This is a genomic window from Streptomyces alkaliterrae (genome assembly GCF_007097205.2).
GTDB lineage: Bacteria > Actinomycetota > Actinomycetes > Streptomycetales > Streptomycetaceae > Streptomyces > Streptomyces alkaliterrae.
This window is the reverse complement of record NZ_VJYK02000003.1, coordinates 38,875-55,105: the sequence shown is the minus strand read 5'-3', so window position 1 is coordinate 55,105 and position 16,231 is coordinate 38,875. Positions and strand designations below refer to the sequence as shown.

The following is a 16,231-nucleotide window of genomic DNA, read 5'->3' as shown; positions in this document are numbered from 1 at the left end:
CTCCATGAATGCTTCCCCGTAATCGGGGTCACAACCACAGAAGAGCGGAACAAGCAGGCGGAATAAGCCCACTCGTTCACAGCGTCCTCGCTGTGTTGTGTTTCAAAGGAACCTCGACCATCCACAAACGTGAACGGACGGGGTATCAACATATCTGGCGTTGACTTTTGGCACACTGTTGAGTTCTCAAGGAACGGACGCTTCCTTCGGATTCCCTTCCGGGCTTCCTCCGGGCGCTTCCCTTCGGTGTTCACTACTTTAGCGTTTCTTCCGTGGAACTCATAATCGAGCTCTTCTGGAATGCGTGATGGCATGCCTTTGGCACACCTTCAGGTGATCCGCTGGAGTAGTTGCGCCGCCCGGTTCGACGGGGGCTGTACGACCTTGAACGGCCTTCGCGTCCCCGCCGCCTCTTGTTGCGGCTCGGACTACGTTAGGCGGCCGGGCGGACAGAGTCAAGTCGCCTCGGTGCGAAGCCGCGCACGGCTTCGCGGCTGGTGCGCGCGGTAGGGGCTGACCGTCGGATCGTCCTCGATCCAGAACCGCCACGGGTACGGCGCGCCCTCCCCGCCGACGCCGGTGCGCGGCCCGCTGCGGACGCGGCCGCGGCCGGGCGGCCGCCCGGTCAGCACGCCGAGTTCTCCGTCCGGTTCGGGGGCGGCCGGCAGCTCGGCGTCCGTCTCCACGAGGCAGACGTCGACACCGTTCAACGCACGGTCGACGTCCAGAGCGGTCGCGAGCCGCGCCGGTCCCTTCGCGAGTTCGGCGTCGCGACGGGCGTTGGGGCGGTGGCTTCGTGCCAGGTCCACACCGGAGACGACCTCCCCCGCTCGCAGCAGGACTCCGCTCGCCTTGCCCTCCGGCCCGCACACCAGGTTCAGGCAGTGCCACATGCCGTAGGTGAAGTAGACGTAGGCGTGTCCGGGCGGTCCGAACATCGCGGCGTTGCGGGCGGTGCGCCCCCGGTAGGCGTGCGATCCCGGGTCTCGCTCGCCGTCGTAGGCCTCCACCTCCGTGAGGCGCAGGGCCATGCGCCCGCGCGGGGTGGTGCGGACGAGGATCCGGCCCAGCAGGTCCGGGGCGACGTCGAGTACGGGGCGGTCGAAGAAGGTACGTGGCAGAGCAGTACGGTCACGGCCGGAGATCATGTCGTTCGAGCGTAGTCGAGTCTCGGGGAGAAGAGATGGCCCTCAAGAAGCTGTTCGCGTCGATGGGTATCGGCGGGGCGTCGGTGGAGACGGTGTTGTCCGAGCCGAACGTCCTGCCGGGTGGCGTGGTGCACGGGGAGGTGCGGATCGAGGGCGGTTCGGTGGCCCAGCGCGTCCAGGGGCTCTCGGTGGGGCTCCAGGCCCGGGTGGAGGTGGAGACGCAGGACGGTGAGCGTCGGGAGGACATGTCCTTCTACCAGCAGCAGCTGGGCGGGGCGTTCGAGCTGGCTCCCGGTGCCGTGCACACGGTGCCGTTCGCGTTGGGCATCCCGTGGGAGACGCCCGTCACCTGCTTCCTCGGCCAGCACCTGACCGGGATGCACGTGGGCGTCACCACCCAGCTGGACATCGCTCGGGCCATCGACTCCACGGACCTCGATCCGGTCGCCGTTCACCCGCTGCCCGCGCAGCAGGCGATCCTGGACGCCTTCGGCGCGCTCGGCTTCCGCTTCAAGAGCGCCGACCTGGAGAAGGGCATGATCGGCGGCACCCGGCAGCAGCTGCCGTTCTACCAGGAGATCGAGTTCCACGCCCCGGAGCGGTACCGGGGGCTGAAGGAGGTCGAGCTGTCGTTCGTGGCCGACGGACAGACGATGGACGTCGTCCTGGAGATGGACAAGAAGCCGGGGCTCTTCAGCGGCCACAGCGACTCCTACCGCTGCTTCCAGATGAACCTCGCCGACTTCCACCAGACCGACTGGGCGGGCTACCTCAACCACTGGCTGGCGGAGGTGGGCGGTCGCCGCAAGTGGTTCTGACGGACGCGCGGTCCGGCGGGGCCTGGCGGCGGGGTGCCTCGGAGGGCACCCCGCGACCGTGCGGGCCGCTCAGCCCAGTAGGACGGCGAAGGGTGTGTCACGCGCGGACCAGAAGCCCGCGGCGGCGGTGAGCACGTCGGTCGCGGTCGCGGCGTCCTCCGGCGCCGCCGCCGCGAAGTCGGCCCAGCCGGTGAGGACGAACAGATAGCCCTCGGGGTCGCCGTCCTCCCACCAGGAGAGGTCGGTCAGGCAGTCCGCGAGGGCGTCCCAGTTGCGGCCGAACCAGTCGGGCAGTTCCATGCCCGACTGGCAGGCCGCGAGGAAGCCGGCCTTGTCCGTCACTCCTTCGAGTGGGGCGAGTGCACAGCGCCAGCGGGCGGCGCGCGCGGCCTCCAGTACCTCGGTGACGCGGGTGACATCGGGAGACGGCTCCCACAGGTAGGCGCCCGGCGGGACGGATTCGTCGAGCAGGCCCGGCACCGAGGCGTCGGGCAGGGCCGGGAGGGGCAGAGTCATGGGTTCACCACAGCCTTGAACGATTCGTAGTGGTCGCTGGTGTAGTAACGCTCGCCCTCGTCGCCGGTGACGATGCGTCGGGCGCCGCGGTTGCGGGCACCGGGTGTGGGCACGGTGTATTCGCGGTAGTAGCCCCTCGCCTGTAGCGGCAGTCGGCGTTCGTAGTTGCCGAAGACGCTGCCGTCCTTGGCGTAGGGGAACGGGCCGTCGGCCTCGATGAGGCGCAGCGTCTCCCGGGCTTCCGCGGGGAGTTCGCCGGGGGTGAGGAGCGGCATGCCCTCGGCCCATTCGGGCGTCGCGGTGACGCCGGGCGTCGCGGTGGGGTCCGACGGGTTGCCGGTGGTGGGGGTGTCGGCGCCGCAACCGGTCAGCAGCAGGGCGAGGGCGGCCACGAGGGCGAGCAATATCCTTCTGAGCACTCCGACATGCTGCCAGCACCGCCCCTCGGCGGCTGGTTAGGCTGGCCGGGCACCGAAGTTCGCGACGAGGAGGCTTCACATGACCGAGCAGCGACGGCGTCCGCTCCCCCACGACTTCCACCCCCCGGTGCCCTCCTTCACCGTGGTCAGTGACGATGTGGAGGACGGTGGCACGCTCGGGCCGGCCCAGGTGTACGCGGCGGGCAACACGTCGCCGCACCTGCGTTGGGCGGGCCACCCGGAGGGCACCAGGAGCTTCGCGGTGACCTGCTTCGACCCGGACGCGCCGACGGGCAGCGGCTTCTGGCACTGGACGGTCTTCGACATCCCGGTCGACGTGACCGAGCTGCCCACCGGGGCGGGTAGCGGTGACTTCACCGGGCTGCCGGCCGGCGCGGTGCAGGTGCGCAACGACTACGGCACGGCCGACTTCGGCGGTGCGGCCCCGCCGCCCGGGGACGGGCCGCACCGGTACGTGTTCACGGTCTACGCCGTCGGCGAGGACAAGCTGGGCGTCGACGAGGGCGCGACCCCCGCGGCGGTCGGCTTCAACCTGCGGTTCAAGGCGATCGGTCGGGCGCACCTGATCGCCGAGTACGAGGTGCGCGAGCGCTAGCGACGCGCGGCCGCGGTTCTCCCGCCGTCCACCCGTCCCCCGCACGTCCCGCTTCCGTCGCCCGCCGTACACCGCGGGGAAATTGCGTTGTCGGCCGGAAGGGGCACCGGCACAGTGGTGCCACCCGCCGCCCGGCGGGCCTGACGGGGAGGTGGACGTGCGGGAGACGCTGGTTCTGAACGCGAGTTTCGAGCCACTGGCGACGGTGGCGCTTCGACGGGCGGTTGTTCTGGTGATGCAGAACAAGGCCGTGGTGGAGCAGGCTCACGGTGGGCTGAAGGTCCGGGCGGCGCACGTCGAGCTCCCGGTGCCGCAGGTCATCCGGCTACGGCGGTACGTGAAAGTGCCGTTCCGACAACGGGCGCCGTGGTCGCGGCGCGGTGTGCTGGTGCGGGACCGCCACCGTTGCGCCTATTGCGGGCGGCGCGCGACCACGGTCGACCACATCGTGCCCAGGTCGCACGGCGGCGGGGACACCTGGCTGAACACCGTGGCGGCGTGCGCTGCGGACAACCACCGCAAGGCGGACCGCACTCCGGCGGAGGCGGGGATGCGGCTGCTGGTGCGGCCGTTCGAGCCGACGCCGGCGGACGCGCTGCTGCTGGCGCTCAACTTCCGTGACGGGGAGGGGCTTCCGGACTGGTTGCGGCTACCGGCACCGGCGGCCTGAGCGGTGCGCGGTGACTGCCGCGAATGACGCGGGCCCGCCGTTTGACCGGGGAGGTCGGACGGCGGGCCCGTTTGTGTTCCACAAGCGCCCAGGGGCGGGCGGCCGAACGGCTTGAATCAGTCGATCGAGGGGCGCTCGGTGGGGGGCGTGACGGACTTTCCGCCCTGCTGGCCGCCTCCGTTGCCGCCGCCGCTGCCGCCTCCGTTGCCGCCTCGGAAGGTATCCAACGCGCCGCCGAGGCCCTTGAGCGCGTCGCCGATCTCGCTGGGCACGATCCACAGCTTGTTGGCGTCGCCCTCGGCGATCTTCGGCAGCATCTGGAGGTACTGGTAGGAGAGCAGCTTCTGGTCCGGGTCTCCGGCGTGGATGGACTCGAAGACCGTGCGGATCGCCTGCGCCTCACCTTCGGCGCGCAGTGCGGCGGCCTTGGCGTCACCTTCGGCGCGGAGGATCTCGGACTGCTTGTGGCCCTCAGCCTGGAGGATCTCCGACTGCCGGACACCTTCCGCCTGGAGGATGGCGGCGCGCTTGTCGCGGTCGGCGCGCATCTGCTTCTCCATCGAGTCCTGGATGGAGGTGGGCGGCTCGATCGCCTTCAGCTCGACGCGGTTGACGCGGATTCCCCACTTGCCGGTGGCCTCGTCGAGGACGCCGCGCAGTGCCGCGTTGATCTCCTCGCGGGAGGTCAGGGTGCGCTCCAGGTCCATACCGCCGATGATGTTCCGCAGTGTGGTGACGGTGAGCTGCTCGATGGCCTGGATGTAGCTGGCGACCTCGTAGGTCGCGGCCCGGGCGTCGGTCACCTGGTAGTAGATGACGGTGTCGATGTTCACGACCAGGTTGTCCTGGGTGATCACCGGCTGCGGCGGGAAGGGCACGACCTGTTCACGCAGGTCGATGCGGTTGCGGATGGTGTCGATGAACGGCACGACGATGTTCAGGCCCGCGTTGAGGGTGCGGGTGTAACGGCCGAACCTCTCGACGATGGCCGCGCTCGCCTGTGGGATGACCTGGATCGTCTTGATGAGTGCGATGAAGACAAGCACCACCAGGATGATCAAGACGATGATGACTGCATCCATCGCGTCCCCCTGGACTGTCGGTAGGTGTTCGCTGGGCGGCGGCCACCGTGCGTGACCGTGCCTGTGTCACGGGCCATCACATCACGACGGCGGTGGCCCCGTCGATCTCCACCACGTCGACGCGGCTGCCGGGTTCGTAGGCCTCGCCGGAGTCCAGCGCACGGGCCGACCAGACCTCGCCGCCGATCTTCACCCGGCCGCCGCTCTCGTCCACGCGTTCCAGGACGACGGCCCGCTGGCCCTTGAGCGCGTCGACGCCGCTGGCGAGTTCGGGCCGCTCGGCGCGCATCCGGCGGGCGACCGGGCGGACCACCAGTATCAGCGCGGTGGAGACGATCGCGAAGACCGCGACCTGCGCGACCGGGCCGCCACCGAGCGCCGCCGTGAGCGAGCCCGCGCCCGCGCCGATGGCGAGCATGCCCAACTCCGGCATGGCGGTGATGACAAGCGGGATGAGCAGCCCTACGGCGGCGATCAGCCACCACACCCAAGCATCCACAAGGTCAATGATAGGGGTGGCGGGCGTTCACGGACAGTGCGCGGCGCGGCCGGGGAACGTTCCCGGCCGCGGCGCGCGGTCCTGGGACGACCGGTCGTCAGCCGAGCGGGAGCCCGGCGGCGGTCCAGCGCTCGCCCTGGCGCTCCAGGACCAGGGGCAGGCCGAAGCAGCGGGAGAGGTTGGCGGAGGTCATCTCCGTCTCCATCGGGCCGGCGGTGAGGACCTTGCCCTGGCGGATCATCAGGACGTGGGTGAAGCCTGCCGGGATCTCCTCGACGTGGTGCGTCACCATGATCATGGAGGGGGCGTAGGGGTCGCGGGCCAGTCGGCCGAGGCGGCGCACCAGGTCCTCCCGGCCGCCGAGGTCGAGTCCGGCGGCCGGCTCGTCGAGCAGCAGCAGTTCGGGGTCGGTCATCATGGCGCGGGCGATCTGGGTGCGCTTGCGCTCGCCCTCGGAGAGGGTGCCGAAGCGGCGGTCGAGGTAGTCGCTCATGCCGAGCCGGTCCAGGAAGGCGCGGGCGCGCTCCTCGTCGACGGCGTCGTAGGACTCCTGCCAGCCGGCGGTCATTCCGTAGGCGGCGGTCAGCACGGTCTGCAGGACGGTCTGGCTGCGCGGCAGCTTCTCGGTGAGCGCGCTGGAGGACATGCCGATGCGGGGCCGGAGCTCGAAGACGTCGACCGCGCCGAGGCGTTCACCGAGGACGGTGGCGGTGCCGGTGGTCGGGAACAGGTAGCTGGAGGCGAGGTTGAGCAGGGTGGTCTTCCCGGCGCCGTTGGGGCCGAGGATGATCCATCGCTCGCCCTCCTTCACCGACCAGGAGACCTCGTCCACCAGAGCGCGACCCTCGCGGACCACGGATACGTCCACCAGCTCCAGTACATCGCTCATGAGCGCGCTGTCTCCCAATGCAATCGCGTTTGCCCGTGCCTGTGGGCACGGTCCCCAGGGAAAACCTACGCCACCCGTACTCGCCCGTGGTCCCCCGGCTTCCTCTCTAAGGTGGAGGGATGCTGGAAGAACCTCGCTCCGGGCGGCTCGCCGCCTGGGGAAACGCACTGTACGCCGGTGCCGTGTCACCGGACGAGGCGGCCTCGGAAGCGGTCGGCGGCGACGCCGCGCACCGGGTCGTGGAGCTGCCCGGAGAGACGGGCCCGGTCGGGTTGACGCTGGCGCTGGGGCGGCTGCGGGCGCTCGGCGCGACGGGTCTGACGGTGGCGCTGCCGGCGCCGGGCCACCCGCTCGGCCTGTGCGGCCCACCGGAGTTCAACGCGCGGGCGCTGGAGGTCGGCGAGGCCGTGCTGGCGCCCGGGGCGGGACTCGGGCTGGTGCCGGAGGCGGCGGCCGTGGGGCCGGAGGGCGACGAGCACGTGGAGGTGGAATGGACGTGCCTGCCGGTGCGTCAGGCTACGCCGGCGGACGTGCCCTCGCTCGGCGAGGCGGAGCGGGAGCTGGTCGAGGCGCTGCGGGAGGCGACCGAGGCGCTGGTGCGGTTGGACGTGGCGGGTTCGGGGCCGGTGGCGCGGGCCGCGTTGGAGGCGTACCAGGCCCGGGCGGAGGCCGGTCGCCGGGTGTTGGCGCCGGGCTATCCGCCGCGTGCGGTCCGGGTGTTGGAGTTGGCGCAGCGGGTGTCGGCGCTACTGGGCATCGCGGCGGCGCCGGAGCACGGCGGCGCGGTGAGCGCGGGGCAGATGGGGGCGCGCGCCGACCTGCTGCGGCCGGTGGAGCGGGTGGCGCGGCGCGCCCAGGTGGCGGCGTACAACGCGTACGCGGAGGAGGTCGCGCGGCGGCACGGGGCGCCGTAGCGGTCGGGACGCGCGGACACCCCGCCCGGCGGTGTGCCGGACGGGGTGTCGGGGTGTGCGCTTCGGTCAGCCGTTGACGCAGGTGTTGCCGAACGTCGGGTTCAGCCCGGCGATGCCGTTGATGGTGTTGCCGCAGAAGTTGATCGGCACGTGGATCGGCACGCTGATGACGTTGCCGGAGGCGACGCCCGGCGAGTGGGCGGCCTTGGCTCCGGCGAATGCGTCGGCGGAGGCGGTGCCGGCGGTGGCGCCGACGACCGCGCCGGACGCGGCGAGCAGGACGACGGCCTTCTTGGCTGCGTTCATGGGTGCTGGTCTTCCTTCTGAATGACGGTCCGTGGCTCCGGCCGGGAGCCACATGCCGATCAACGCGGGCGGGGTCGCCTTGACACGGTTGGAAAGCCATCCGTGGGGCGAATACCCCCGTTCGGAGCAGTCGGCGGCCCGCGCCGGCGAGACGGTGTCAGGGGCAGCCTGGCAGCGGGCCGGCCCCGGACGGCGGTGCGGTCCGGGGCCGGAGCGCTGGTCGCGGCGCGCGGGGCGCCGCGGACGTCACTTGTTGATGCAGGTGTTGCCGAACGTGGGGTTCAGCAGACCGATCACGTTGACGGTGTTGCCGCAGACGTTCACCGGGATGTTCACCGGGACCTGAATGACATTGCCGGAGATGACGCCCGGGGAGCCGACGGCCTTGCCGTGGGCGTGCGCGCCGCCGGTCGCGGCGGCGGCACCCGCGGTGGCGGCGACGATCCCGCCGGCGACCGCGGTGACGGCGACGACCTTCTTCAGGTTCTTCACTTTCTCAACCCTCCTAGCGGTTCCGCGGCGGTTTCGCCGCGGCACGCCATGGAGAACGGCGGGGCCGCCGGAAGGTTGCGCGCATCTGAGGGACTATCACACGACAGCATGAATCAGGTGCCGCATTCGGACGGGTGACTTGTGTCCGCCGCCGCTTGGTGGGAACGTGCCGCGCCGCACGGGTCGGCGCGGTCGACGGCAGGGCCGGCACCGAGCGCCGTGTCGGCACGCCGTCCGGGGTGACGTGGGTCTCGGCGGTGCGGGTCCGGCGGGTCCCGGGATGTGAGTCGGCGCATAGGACCCGCGTCACGTACGAGGCCGGTTAGTGCCGGGGAGGGCTTCCGCGCGGCCTGGGAAGGGGCCTCCGCCGAAGACGCCGGCCGGTGTCCACTAGGCGCGGCAGTACATGCACCTTTTGCCCGGTCTTCCGGTGGGTTGCTACCAATGTCCGTCGGCGCAGGGTCCACTGCGTCACCCGACTCGGAAGGTCAGACGTACATGCCCGTCCTCTCCGCCCTTCGTCTCCCGCGTCAGCCCCTCGGTCGCCGTGTGGTCGCGGCAGGCGCCGCCACCGTGGGCGCCGCCACGCTCGCCCTGTCGGCCCTCTCCGGGCAGGCACAGGCGGCTCCCGCGCAGGGACAGCCGTCGGCCGCGCAGGCCGCCGGAGCGCAGTCGGCGAGCGCCCCGCGGCAGGCCGCCCAGGAGATCATCGACGACCAGCGGCAGTACACCTGCTTCGCGAACATCGTCGAGCGGGAGAGCGGCTGGGACCACACCGCGCAGAACCCGAGCAGCGGCGCCTACGGCCTGGTCCAGGCGCTCCCCGGGGAGAAGATGGCCTCGGCCGGCTCGGACTGGCGTACCAACCCCGCCACCCAGATCGAGTGGGGTGTGGAGTACATGAAGGAGCGCTACGGCAGCCCGTGCGGCGCCTGGTCCTTCTGGCAGCAGAACCACTGGTACTGACGCGCTCGAGAAGCGCCCGGAAGCACTGACGGCGGTGTCCCCGGACAGGGGCACCGCCGTCAGGCGTGTCTGCGGGGCGGCCGCTACTTGCGCATGACCTCCGGCTCGTGGCGCCGCAGGAAGCGGGCCACCACCACACCGCACAGCACGCTCATCGTGAGCAGCACGCCCATGTTGAGGAACCACTGGCTCAGCTCGTGGTCCCACAGCGGGTCGGGGTTCTGGACGTCCCAGGGGAGCAGGACGTTCAGCTGGACGGTGTTGCCCATGCCGGAGACCGCCCACCGGGAGGGCATCAGCCAGGCCAGCTGCTCGATGCCGGGCTTGTCGTGGATCTGGAAGAGCACGCCGGTGAAGACGACCTGGACGATGGCGAACATGACCAGCAGCGGCATCGTCTTCTCGGCCGTCTTGACCAGCGAGGAGATGATCAGGCCGACCATCATCGAGGCCAGGCCGAGCGCGATGACGACCAGGGTCATCTCGATGGCGGGTGTGTTCGAGAAGAGCAGGCCCTCTTCGGGCATGTCACGCGGGATGAAGCCGATCGCGCAGATGATCACGCCCTGGAGGGCGGTGATCAGTCCGAGGATGATCACCTTCGACATCAGGTACGCGGACCTGGACAGTCCGGTGGCGCGTTCCCGCTCGTAGATCACCCGTTCCTTGATGAGTTCGCGGACGGAGTTCGCGGCGGCGGAGAAGCACATGCCGACCGCGAGGATGAGCAGGATCGTGCTGGCGTCCCGGTTGGTGAACGTCGGCGGCTTGCCGAAGGCCAGCCCGTGGTCGGACGGGATGACCACGCTCACCACGCCCAGCACCGCGGGCAGGATGAACATCAGGCCGATGAAACCGCGGTCGGAGGCGATCACCGAGCCGTAGCGGCGCATCAGCGTCCACAGCTGGCTGCCCCAGCTCTGCGGCTTCTGGAGTTTCGCCTGTTGCTGCTGGAAGTTGACCGGCTGGGGGGCCACGGCGTCGATGTCGGCCGCGTACAGGCGGTAGTGCTCCGAGCCGCGCCAGCGGCCCATCCAGTCGTAGTCGCGGTAGTTCTCGAACGCGGAGAAGACGTCGGCCCAGGTCTCGTAGCCGAAGAAGTTCAGCGCCTCCTCGGGCGGGCCGAAGTAGGCCACGCCGCCGCCGGGAGCCATCACCAGCAGCTTGTCGCACAGCTGGAGTTCGGCGACGGAGTGGGTGACCACCAGGACCGTGCGGCCGTCGTCGGCGAGGCCGCGCAGCAGCTGCATGACGTCGCGGTCCATGCCCGGGTCGAGGCCGGAGGTCGGCTCGTCGAGGAAGATCAGCGAGGGCTTGGTGAGCAGTTCGAGCGCCACCGACACACGCTTGCGCTGACCGCCGGAGAGGGAGGTGATGCGCTTGTCCGCGTGGATGTCCAGCTTGAGTTCGGCGAGCACCTCCTCGACCCGGGCGTTGCGCTCGGCCTCGGCGACGTCGCCGGGGAAGCGCAGCTTGGCCGCGTAGCGCAGCGCGGTGCGCACCTTGAGCGCGGTGTGCAGGATGTCGTCCTGCGGCACGAGGCCGATGCGGTGCCGCAGCTCGGCGAAGTGGGTGTAGAGGTTCCGGTTGTCGTACAGCACCTCGCCCTGGTTGGCCGGGCGGTACCCGGTCAGCGCCTTGAGCAGGGTGGACTTACCGGATCCGGAGGGGCCGATCACCGCGATGACGGACTTCTCCGGCACCCCGAAGGACACATCGTTGAGGATCGTCTTGCCGCCGTCGACCTGCACGGTCAGGTGGCGTGCCGCGAAGGAGACCTCGCCGGTGTCGACGAACTCCTCGAGCCGGTCCCCCACCAGGCGGAAGGTGGAGTGACCGATACCGACGATGTCGTTCGGGCCGATCTGCTGGCGGCCGTTCTTCGGCAGCTGCTGACCGTTGACGTAGGTGCCGTTGTGGCTGCCGAGGTCGTGGATCTCGAAGCGGCCGTCGGGCGCGGCCAGGAACTCGGCGTGCAGCCGGGAGACCTGGAGGTCGGAGACGACCAGCTCGTTCTCCAGCGCACGACCGATGCGCATGACCCGGCCGAGTGCGAGCTGGTGGAACGTGGTGGGGCTGCGGTCCCCGCCGAGGCCCTGCGACTGCGGCCGCTGGGCTGCCGGGGTCACGCCCGCGGCGGACGGCTGCCCGGCGGCGGCCGGGTCGTGCGCCGGTGCGTGCGGGGCCTGCTGTGCCGGTACGTGCGGCTGGGCGGCGTGCTGCTGCGGCGGGTGCGGCTGCTGGCCGCCCTGCGGCTGCTGGGCCGCGGGCTGCTGCGGCCAGGCGGCCTGCTGCCGGCCGCCCTGCGGCTGCTGCGCCCAACCGCCCTGCTGCTGGCCGCCCTGCTGCTGCCAGCCGGGCTGCGCCTGCGGGGCGTGCTGCGGCTGGGCATGCTGCCGGGCGGCGGCCTGGTGCCACTCCCCACCCTGCGGCTGACCGCCCGGCGACGCGGCGCCGCCGAAGGTCAGGCGCGGGCCGTCACCGGCGTTGCCCAGGTGTACGACGGTCCCCGCCGAGAGGTCCAGGTGCTGCACCCGGTGCCCCTGCGCGAACGTCCCGTTGGTACTGCCCTGGTCCTCCAGCAGCCAGCTGTTGCCGCCCCAGCGCAGTACGGCGTGCCGCCAGGACACGCGGGCGTCCTCTATCACCACATCGCCCTGCGGGTCCCGCCCCAGGGTGTACGACCTGGACGGATCGAGCGTCCAGGTCTGACCGTTCAGTTCCAGTACGAGTTCCGGCACTCCATGCCCCACAAACTTTTCCCCCGAGCGACCCCGTCCAGCGGGGTCTTGGGATGGCGAACATCGATGGGGAACTATTCCAGGCTTCACCGCCTCACAGGAAGTCGGCCCCGGATCCGGTGACCACACGGTGACCGAAGCGTCGAAGGACGCACGCAGAGCGACGGCCCCGGCACACCGGGGTACCGCTTCGTGGCGTCCGCCGTCGCGTGACAGGCTGGTGGCAGACGCGCCGGACGCGCTGGGCACACCGCCGCACGGACGTCCGTCACCTGTCCGAGTGACGGACGGGCGTACGAACCCCGCCGAGGGCGGATACCGTGGGAACCACCATGAGCGCATCGCAGACCTCGTCGCAGCCCTCTCCGCACCCGACGGTCCCCGGCGGGGAGGACGACCCCACCCTGCTGGTCAAGATCTTCGGCAAGGACCGCCCGGGCATCACCGCAGGACTCTTCGACACCCTCGCCGCGTACGGCGTGGACGTCGTCGACATCGAACAGGTGGTCACCCGTGGCCGGATAACGCTGTGCGCCCTCGTGACGCAGCCCGCCGGCGACGGCTCCGAGGGCTCGCTCCGGGCGACCGTGCACAGCTGGGCCGAGTCCGTGAAACTCCAGGCGGAGATCATCTCCGGCCGCGGCGACAACCGACCGCGCGGTGTCGGCCGCTCGCACGTCACCGTGCTCGGGCACCCGCTCACCGCCGAGTCGACGGCCGCGATCGCGGCGACGATAGCGCGCGGCGGCGGCAACATCGACCGCATCTTCCGGCTCGCCAAGTACCCGGTCACCGCAGTGGAGTTCGAGGTCTCCGGTACCGAGACGGCGGCGCTGCGCACGGCGTTGGCGCCGGAAGCCGCGGCGCTCGGCGTGGACGTGGCGGTCGTCGCCTCCGGGCTGCAGCGCCGCGCCCAGCGCCTGGTCGTGATGGACGTGGACTCCACCCTCATCCAGGACGAGGTCATCGAGCTGTTCGCCGCGCACGCCGGCTGTGAGGAGCAGGTGGCCGAGGTCACCGCCGCGGCCATGCGCGGGGAGCTGGACTTCGAGCAGTCCCTGCACGCCCGGGTGCGGCTGCTGGAGGGGCTGGACGAGTCGGTGGTGGAGAAGGTGCGCGGCGAGGTGCGGCTGACGCCCGGCGCCCGCACGCTCGTGCGCACCCTCAAGCGGCTCGGCTACCAGGTGGGCGTGGTCTCCGGCGGTTTCACCCAGGTCACCGACGACCTGGGAGAACGCCTCGGGCTCGACTTCGCGGCCGCCAACACCCTGGAGGTGGTGGACGGCAAGCTCACCGGTCGGGTGACCGGCGAGGTCGTCGACCGGGCCGGGAAGGCCCGGCTGCTGCGCCGCTTCGCCGCCGAGGCGGGTGTGCCGCTCGCCCAGACGGTCGCCATCGGCGACGGCGCCAACGACCTGGACATGCTCAACGCGGCCGGCCTCGGTGTCGCGTTCAACGCCAAGCCGCTGGTACGGCAGGCCGCGCACACGGCGGTGAACGTGCCGTTCCTGGACACCGTGCTGTACCTGCTCGGCGTCACACGCGAGGAGGTGGAGGCGGCCGACGTGCAGGAGTGACGTCCGCCGCGACACGTCCGAGGGCGCCCGGAGGCCGACTCCGGGCGCCCTCGTCGTCGTCAGCGGCGCGCGGTCACTCGTGCGGCAGCCAGAAACGGGCGAGGCGGGCCGCGCCGGGCTGGAGTGCCTTCCAGGAGCCGGTGAACTCCAGTACGGCGATGGCGGAGGTGGGGAAGCCCCGGCGCTCCAGCCGGGTGCCGGCCTCCTCGTCGGCCTCGCCGGTGAGGACCTGGGCGGTGCCCTGGACGCCCGGGTTGTGCCCGACCACCAGGACGTCCGTGTACTCGTCGGGGACCTCGTTGACCACCGCGATGATCTCGCCGGGCGAGGCCTCGTACAGCCGCTCCTCGTAGACCGTCCTGGGCCGCTCGGGGAGCTGCGGGACGGCCAGCTTCCAGGTCTCCCGGGTGCGGACGGCGGTCGAGCAGAGGGTCAGCTGCGGCACGAGGCCCTGGGCGGCGAGCCAGCCGCCGGCCAGGGGGGCGTCCTGCCGCCCGCGGTCGGCGAGGGGACGCTCGTGGTCGGGTACCTCGGGCCAGTCTGCTTTGGCATGGCGGAGAAGAACGATTCTGCGTGGCACATCGACGCTCATCTCCCCAGCTTCGCACGAAACGAGCCAGTCAGCCCGGGTGTTGGAGACCTCTCGGATCAGCCGGCGAAGGTCTGCCGCAGCTGCTCGACGAGGTCCCCGACGAGTACACCGACCGCCCGCGTGGCGGCCCACTCACCGCCCGCCGCCTCCCCGGCGCCGCCGCCGAGGGCGAGCAGCGCCAACAGACCGGTGAACGCGGCGACCGACGGCAGCAGCGCCCACCACGGCAGCGCGCGGACGGCGGGAGAGGTGGGGATGCGGGTCCGGGCACTCATCGTCTACGCCTCCGTCGCCTCGCCGTCCGCGTCAGGCCTGTCGTCCTGGGAACAACGCTAGGCTCCGCGGGGGCGCGCGCCCATCAGGCTTCCCACCCATCTGCCCCTGAGCCAGGCCCCCTAGGGGAGGGTGGGGCCAGCCCCACCCCGCCGCGTCGTCGGCGGGTCCGCGTCAGGGGCAGGTCCGCGTCAGGGTCGGGTCCGCGTCAGGGCGCGAAGATGGTGGCGATCACTCCGATCACCACGGAGATTCCGAGCATGGCGCCGAGGACGAGCAGCAGCTTGCGCTGGCCGCCCGGGGGATTGGGTTCGAGCACTGGCATGCGTTCAGTGTCGCACCGGGACGTCGTCCTCCACGCAGCGGTCCCGCCCGGCGACGACGCCGACGCCCATCTGCACGACGACCAGCGCGGCCATCATCAGCAGCGGCGCCCGCCAGCCGCCGAAGGCGTCGTGCAGCACACCGACCAGCAGCGGCCCCGGCACGGACAGCAGATAGCCGGTGCCCTGGACGAAGCCGGAGAGCTTGATGACCCCGGCGTGGGTGCGGGCCCGCATGCCGATCATGGTCAGGACCAGCGGGAAGGCGCAGTTCGCGACGCCCAGCAGCAGCGCCCAGGCCCAGGCGCCGGCCGCCGGGGCGAGCAGCAGCCCCAGATAGCCGGCGAGGCCGCTCACGCCGAGCGCGGCCACCAGCGGGCCCTGGTGGCCGAGGCGGGCGGCGAGCCGGGGCAGGACAAAGGAGAGCGGGACGCCCATGCCCATGGTCACCGCCAGCAGCACGCCCGCGGTGGTCGCGGGGACGCCGGCGTCGCGGAGGATCTGCGGCAGCCAGCCGAGCACCACGTAGGCGCCGGTCGCCTGGAGGCCGAAGAAGAGACCGAGTGCCCAGGCGGTGCGGGAACGGGTGATACGCAGCTCGGCGGCCGGGGTCTGGCCGATCGGGGGGCCGGACCCGACGCGCTCGCCGGAGGGCGCGGTGCCGGTGGCGGACGCCCGCGCCCGCTCGGTCGCCCGGTGGCGCAGCAGTACGGCCGTCCAGGGCAGCAGCGCGAGCAGGGCGAGCCCGGCCCACATGCCGAGGCCGAAGCGCCAGTCGGCGTCCAGCGCCCGCACCACGGGTACGGTCAGGGCCGCCGCGGCGGCGGTGCCCAGGGCGAGCGCCATGGAGTACAGGCCGGTCATGGTGCCGACGCGGTCGGGGAACCAGCGCTTGACCAGTACCGGCATGAGCACATTGCCGACCGCTATGCCGCCGAGCGCGAGCGCGCTGGTGCCCAGGAAGACCGCCGTGCTGCCGGCCAGCGGGCGCAGCAGCAGACCGAGAGCGAGGACCAGCACGGCGCCGGCGACCACCGTCGTCGGCCCGAAGCGCCTGGCGAGGCGGGGCGCGAGGCCGCCGAAGAGCGCGAAGCACAGAGCGGGGGCGGACGTGAGCAGGCCGGCGACCGTGCCACTCATACCGAGGCCGGTGCGCACCTCCGCGAGCAGCGGGCCCAGGCCGGCGACCGCCGGGCGGAGGTTGAGCGCGGTGAGGACAAGACCGGCTGCGACGAGGAGCGCGGTGGTGCGTCCCACTCCCGTGCGTCCCCCTCCCACGCGGCTCGCTCCCCCGGTGGGTTCCCCCGGGCCGGTCGCGGTGGTGTCGGTGGTGCGTTCTGCGAGCCGGTCGTCCTTACCCATGCCGCCCATCATAGAATCATGGGATGAA

General features: G+C 71.5%; 20 protein-coding genes. 6 read left to right on the top strand and 14 right to left on the bottom strand.

Translation table 11 applies throughout. The features are described from left to right. On the bottom strand, window positions 1-314 hold a 314-nt coding region (locus tag FNX44_RS28680), incomplete at its 3' end, for a hypothetical protein (RefSeq protein WP_228449497.1). A gap of 141 nt (window positions 315-455) precedes the next feature. Continuing rightward, window positions 456-1,148 (bottom strand): DNA-3-methyladenine glycosylase, encoded by a 693-nt coding sequence (locus FNX44_RS00865; RefSeq protein WP_143645938.1) that lies wholly within the window; start codon window positions 1,146-1,148, stop codon window positions 456-458. Window positions 1,149-1,183: 35 nt separating this feature from the next. Between FNX44_RS00865 and FNX44_RS00860 the strand changes: the two genes are divergently transcribed. Then, window positions 1,184-1,966, top strand: a complete 783-nt coding sequence (locus tag FNX44_RS00860) for a sporulation protein (protein WP_143645937.1) — start codon at window positions 1,184-1,186, stop codon at window positions 1,964-1,966. Window positions 1,967-2,035: 69 nt separating this feature from the next. On the opposite strand, the gene FNX44_RS00855 is transcribed toward FNX44_RS00860, so the two are convergent. Together FNX44_RS00855 and FNX44_RS00850 are read right to left on the bottom strand one after the other, a co-directional pair. Next, window positions 2,036-2,482, bottom strand: coding sequence for a barstar family protein (locus FNX44_RS00855; protein ID WP_143645936.1), 447 nt, complete (start codon window positions 2,480-2,482; stop codon window positions 2,036-2,038). Next, entirely contained in the window at window positions 2,479-2,901 is a 423-nt protein-coding gene (locus FNX44_RS00850) for a guanyl-specific ribonuclease (RefSeq protein ID WP_181353274.1), read from the bottom strand. The genes FNX44_RS00855 and FNX44_RS00850 overlap by 4 nt, the downstream gene beginning before the upstream one ends. A gap of 79 nt (window positions 2,902-2,980) precedes the next feature. Between FNX44_RS00850 and FNX44_RS00845 the strand changes: the two genes are divergently transcribed. Together FNX44_RS00845 and FNX44_RS00840 are read left to right on the top strand one after the other, a co-directional pair. Further along, window positions 2,981-3,517, top strand: coding sequence for a YbhB/YbcL family Raf kinase inhibitor-like protein (locus FNX44_RS00845; RefSeq protein ID WP_143645935.1), 537 nt, complete (start codon window positions 2,981-2,983; stop codon window positions 3,515-3,517). Window positions 3,518-3,674: 157 nt separating this feature from the next. Then, window positions 3,675-4,187, top strand: coding sequence for an HNH endonuclease (locus FNX44_RS00840; protein ID WP_143645934.1), 513 nt, complete (start codon window positions 3,675-3,677; stop codon window positions 4,185-4,187). 116 nt (window positions 4,188-4,303) lie between these two features. Here the strand turns inward: FNX44_RS00840 and FNX44_RS00835 are convergent, their stop codons facing one another. From FNX44_RS00835 to FNX44_RS00825, 3 genes are all read right to left on the bottom strand, one after another. Beyond that, the gene (locus FNX44_RS00835; protein ID WP_143645933.1) at window positions 4,304-5,269 is read right to left on the bottom strand and encodes an SPFH domain-containing protein; all 966 of its coding nucleotides are present in this window, start codon (window positions 5,267-5,269) and stop codon (window positions 4,304-4,306) included. A gap of 76 nt (window positions 5,270-5,345) precedes the next feature. Further along, on the bottom strand, window positions 5,346-5,768 hold the full coding sequence (locus FNX44_RS00830; RefSeq protein WP_143645932.1) for an NfeD family protein: 423 nt from the start codon (window positions 5,766-5,768) through the stop codon (window positions 5,346-5,348). 97 nt (window positions 5,769-5,865) lie between these two features. Further along, window positions 5,866-6,657 carry an ABC transporter ATP-binding protein gene (locus FNX44_RS00825; protein ID WP_143645931.1) on the bottom strand — a complete coding sequence of 264 codons (792 nt, stop codon included), beginning with the start codon at window positions 6,655-6,657 and terminating at the stop codon, window positions 5,866-5,868. Window positions 6,658-6,776: 119 nt separating this feature from the next. On the opposite strand from FNX44_RS00825, the gene FNX44_RS00820 reads away from it, so the two are divergent. After that, the gene (locus tag FNX44_RS00820) at window positions 6,777-7,571 is read left to right on the top strand and encodes an Rv1486c family protein (RefSeq protein WP_143645930.1); all 795 of its coding nucleotides are present in this window, start codon (window positions 6,777-6,779) and stop codon (window positions 7,569-7,571) included. 66 nt (window positions 7,572-7,637) lie between these two features. Here FNX44_RS00820 and FNX44_RS00815 read toward each other — a convergent pair whose 3' ends face one another. Together FNX44_RS00815 and FNX44_RS00810 are read right to left on the bottom strand one after the other, a co-directional pair. After that, entirely contained in the window at window positions 7,638-7,877 is a 240-nt protein-coding gene (locus FNX44_RS00815) for a chaplin (protein ID WP_143645929.1), read from the bottom strand. A gap of 246 nt (window positions 7,878-8,123) precedes the next feature. Further along, the gene (locus FNX44_RS00810) at window positions 8,124-8,369 is read right to left on the bottom strand and encodes a chaplin (protein WP_143645928.1); all 246 of its coding nucleotides are present in this window, start codon (window positions 8,367-8,369) and stop codon (window positions 8,124-8,126) included. 498 nt (window positions 8,370-8,867) lie between these two features. Between FNX44_RS00810 and FNX44_RS00805 the strand changes: the two genes are divergently transcribed. Beyond that, window positions 8,868-9,335, top strand: coding sequence for an aggregation-promoting factor C-terminal-like domain-containing protein (locus tag FNX44_RS00805; protein WP_143645927.1), 468 nt, complete (start codon window positions 8,868-8,870; stop codon window positions 9,333-9,335). 83 nt (window positions 9,336-9,418) lie between these two features. Here the strand turns inward: FNX44_RS00805 and FNX44_RS00800 are convergent, their stop codons facing one another. Next, the gene (locus FNX44_RS00800; protein WP_323368989.1) at window positions 9,419-12,088 is read right to left on the bottom strand and encodes an FHA domain-containing protein; all 2,670 of its coding nucleotides are present in this window, start codon (window positions 12,086-12,088) and stop codon (window positions 9,419-9,421) included. Window positions 12,089-12,408: 320 nt separating this feature from the next. Here FNX44_RS00800 and serB point away from each other — a divergent pair, with 320 nt between their 5' ends. After that, window positions 12,409-13,653, top strand: coding sequence for a phosphoserine phosphatase SerB (gene serB, locus FNX44_RS00795; RefSeq protein WP_143645925.1), 1,245 nt, complete (start codon window positions 12,409-12,411; stop codon window positions 13,651-13,653). A 73-nt stretch (window positions 13,654-13,726) separates the two neighbouring features. Here serB and FNX44_RS00790 read toward each other — a convergent pair whose 3' ends face one another. The 4 genes from FNX44_RS00790 to FNX44_RS00780 form a co-directional block, all read right to left on the bottom strand. Then, window positions 13,727-14,245 (bottom strand): SixA phosphatase family protein, encoded by a 519-nt coding sequence (locus FNX44_RS00790; RefSeq protein ID WP_143645924.1) that lies wholly within the window; start codon window positions 14,243-14,245, stop codon window positions 13,727-13,729. A 56-nt stretch (window positions 14,246-14,301) separates the two neighbouring features. Further along, entirely contained in the window at window positions 14,302-14,520 is a 219-nt protein-coding gene (locus tag FNX44_RS00785) for a hypothetical protein (protein WP_143645923.1), read from the bottom strand. A gap of 206 nt (window positions 14,521-14,726) precedes the next feature. Continuing rightward, on the bottom strand, window positions 14,727-14,843 hold the full coding sequence (locus FNX44_RS29405) for an SGM_5486 family transporter-associated protein (RefSeq protein ID WP_267129445.1): 117 nt from the start codon (window positions 14,841-14,843) through the stop codon (window positions 14,727-14,729). Between the two features lie 4 nt (window positions 14,844-14,847). Continuing rightward, window positions 14,848-16,203: an MFS transporter gene (locus tag FNX44_RS00780; protein ID WP_143645922.1), complete on the bottom strand. Its 1,356-nt coding sequence runs from the start codon at window positions 16,201-16,203 to the stop codon at window positions 14,848-14,850. Window positions 16,204-16,231 lie beyond the last annotated feature (28 nt).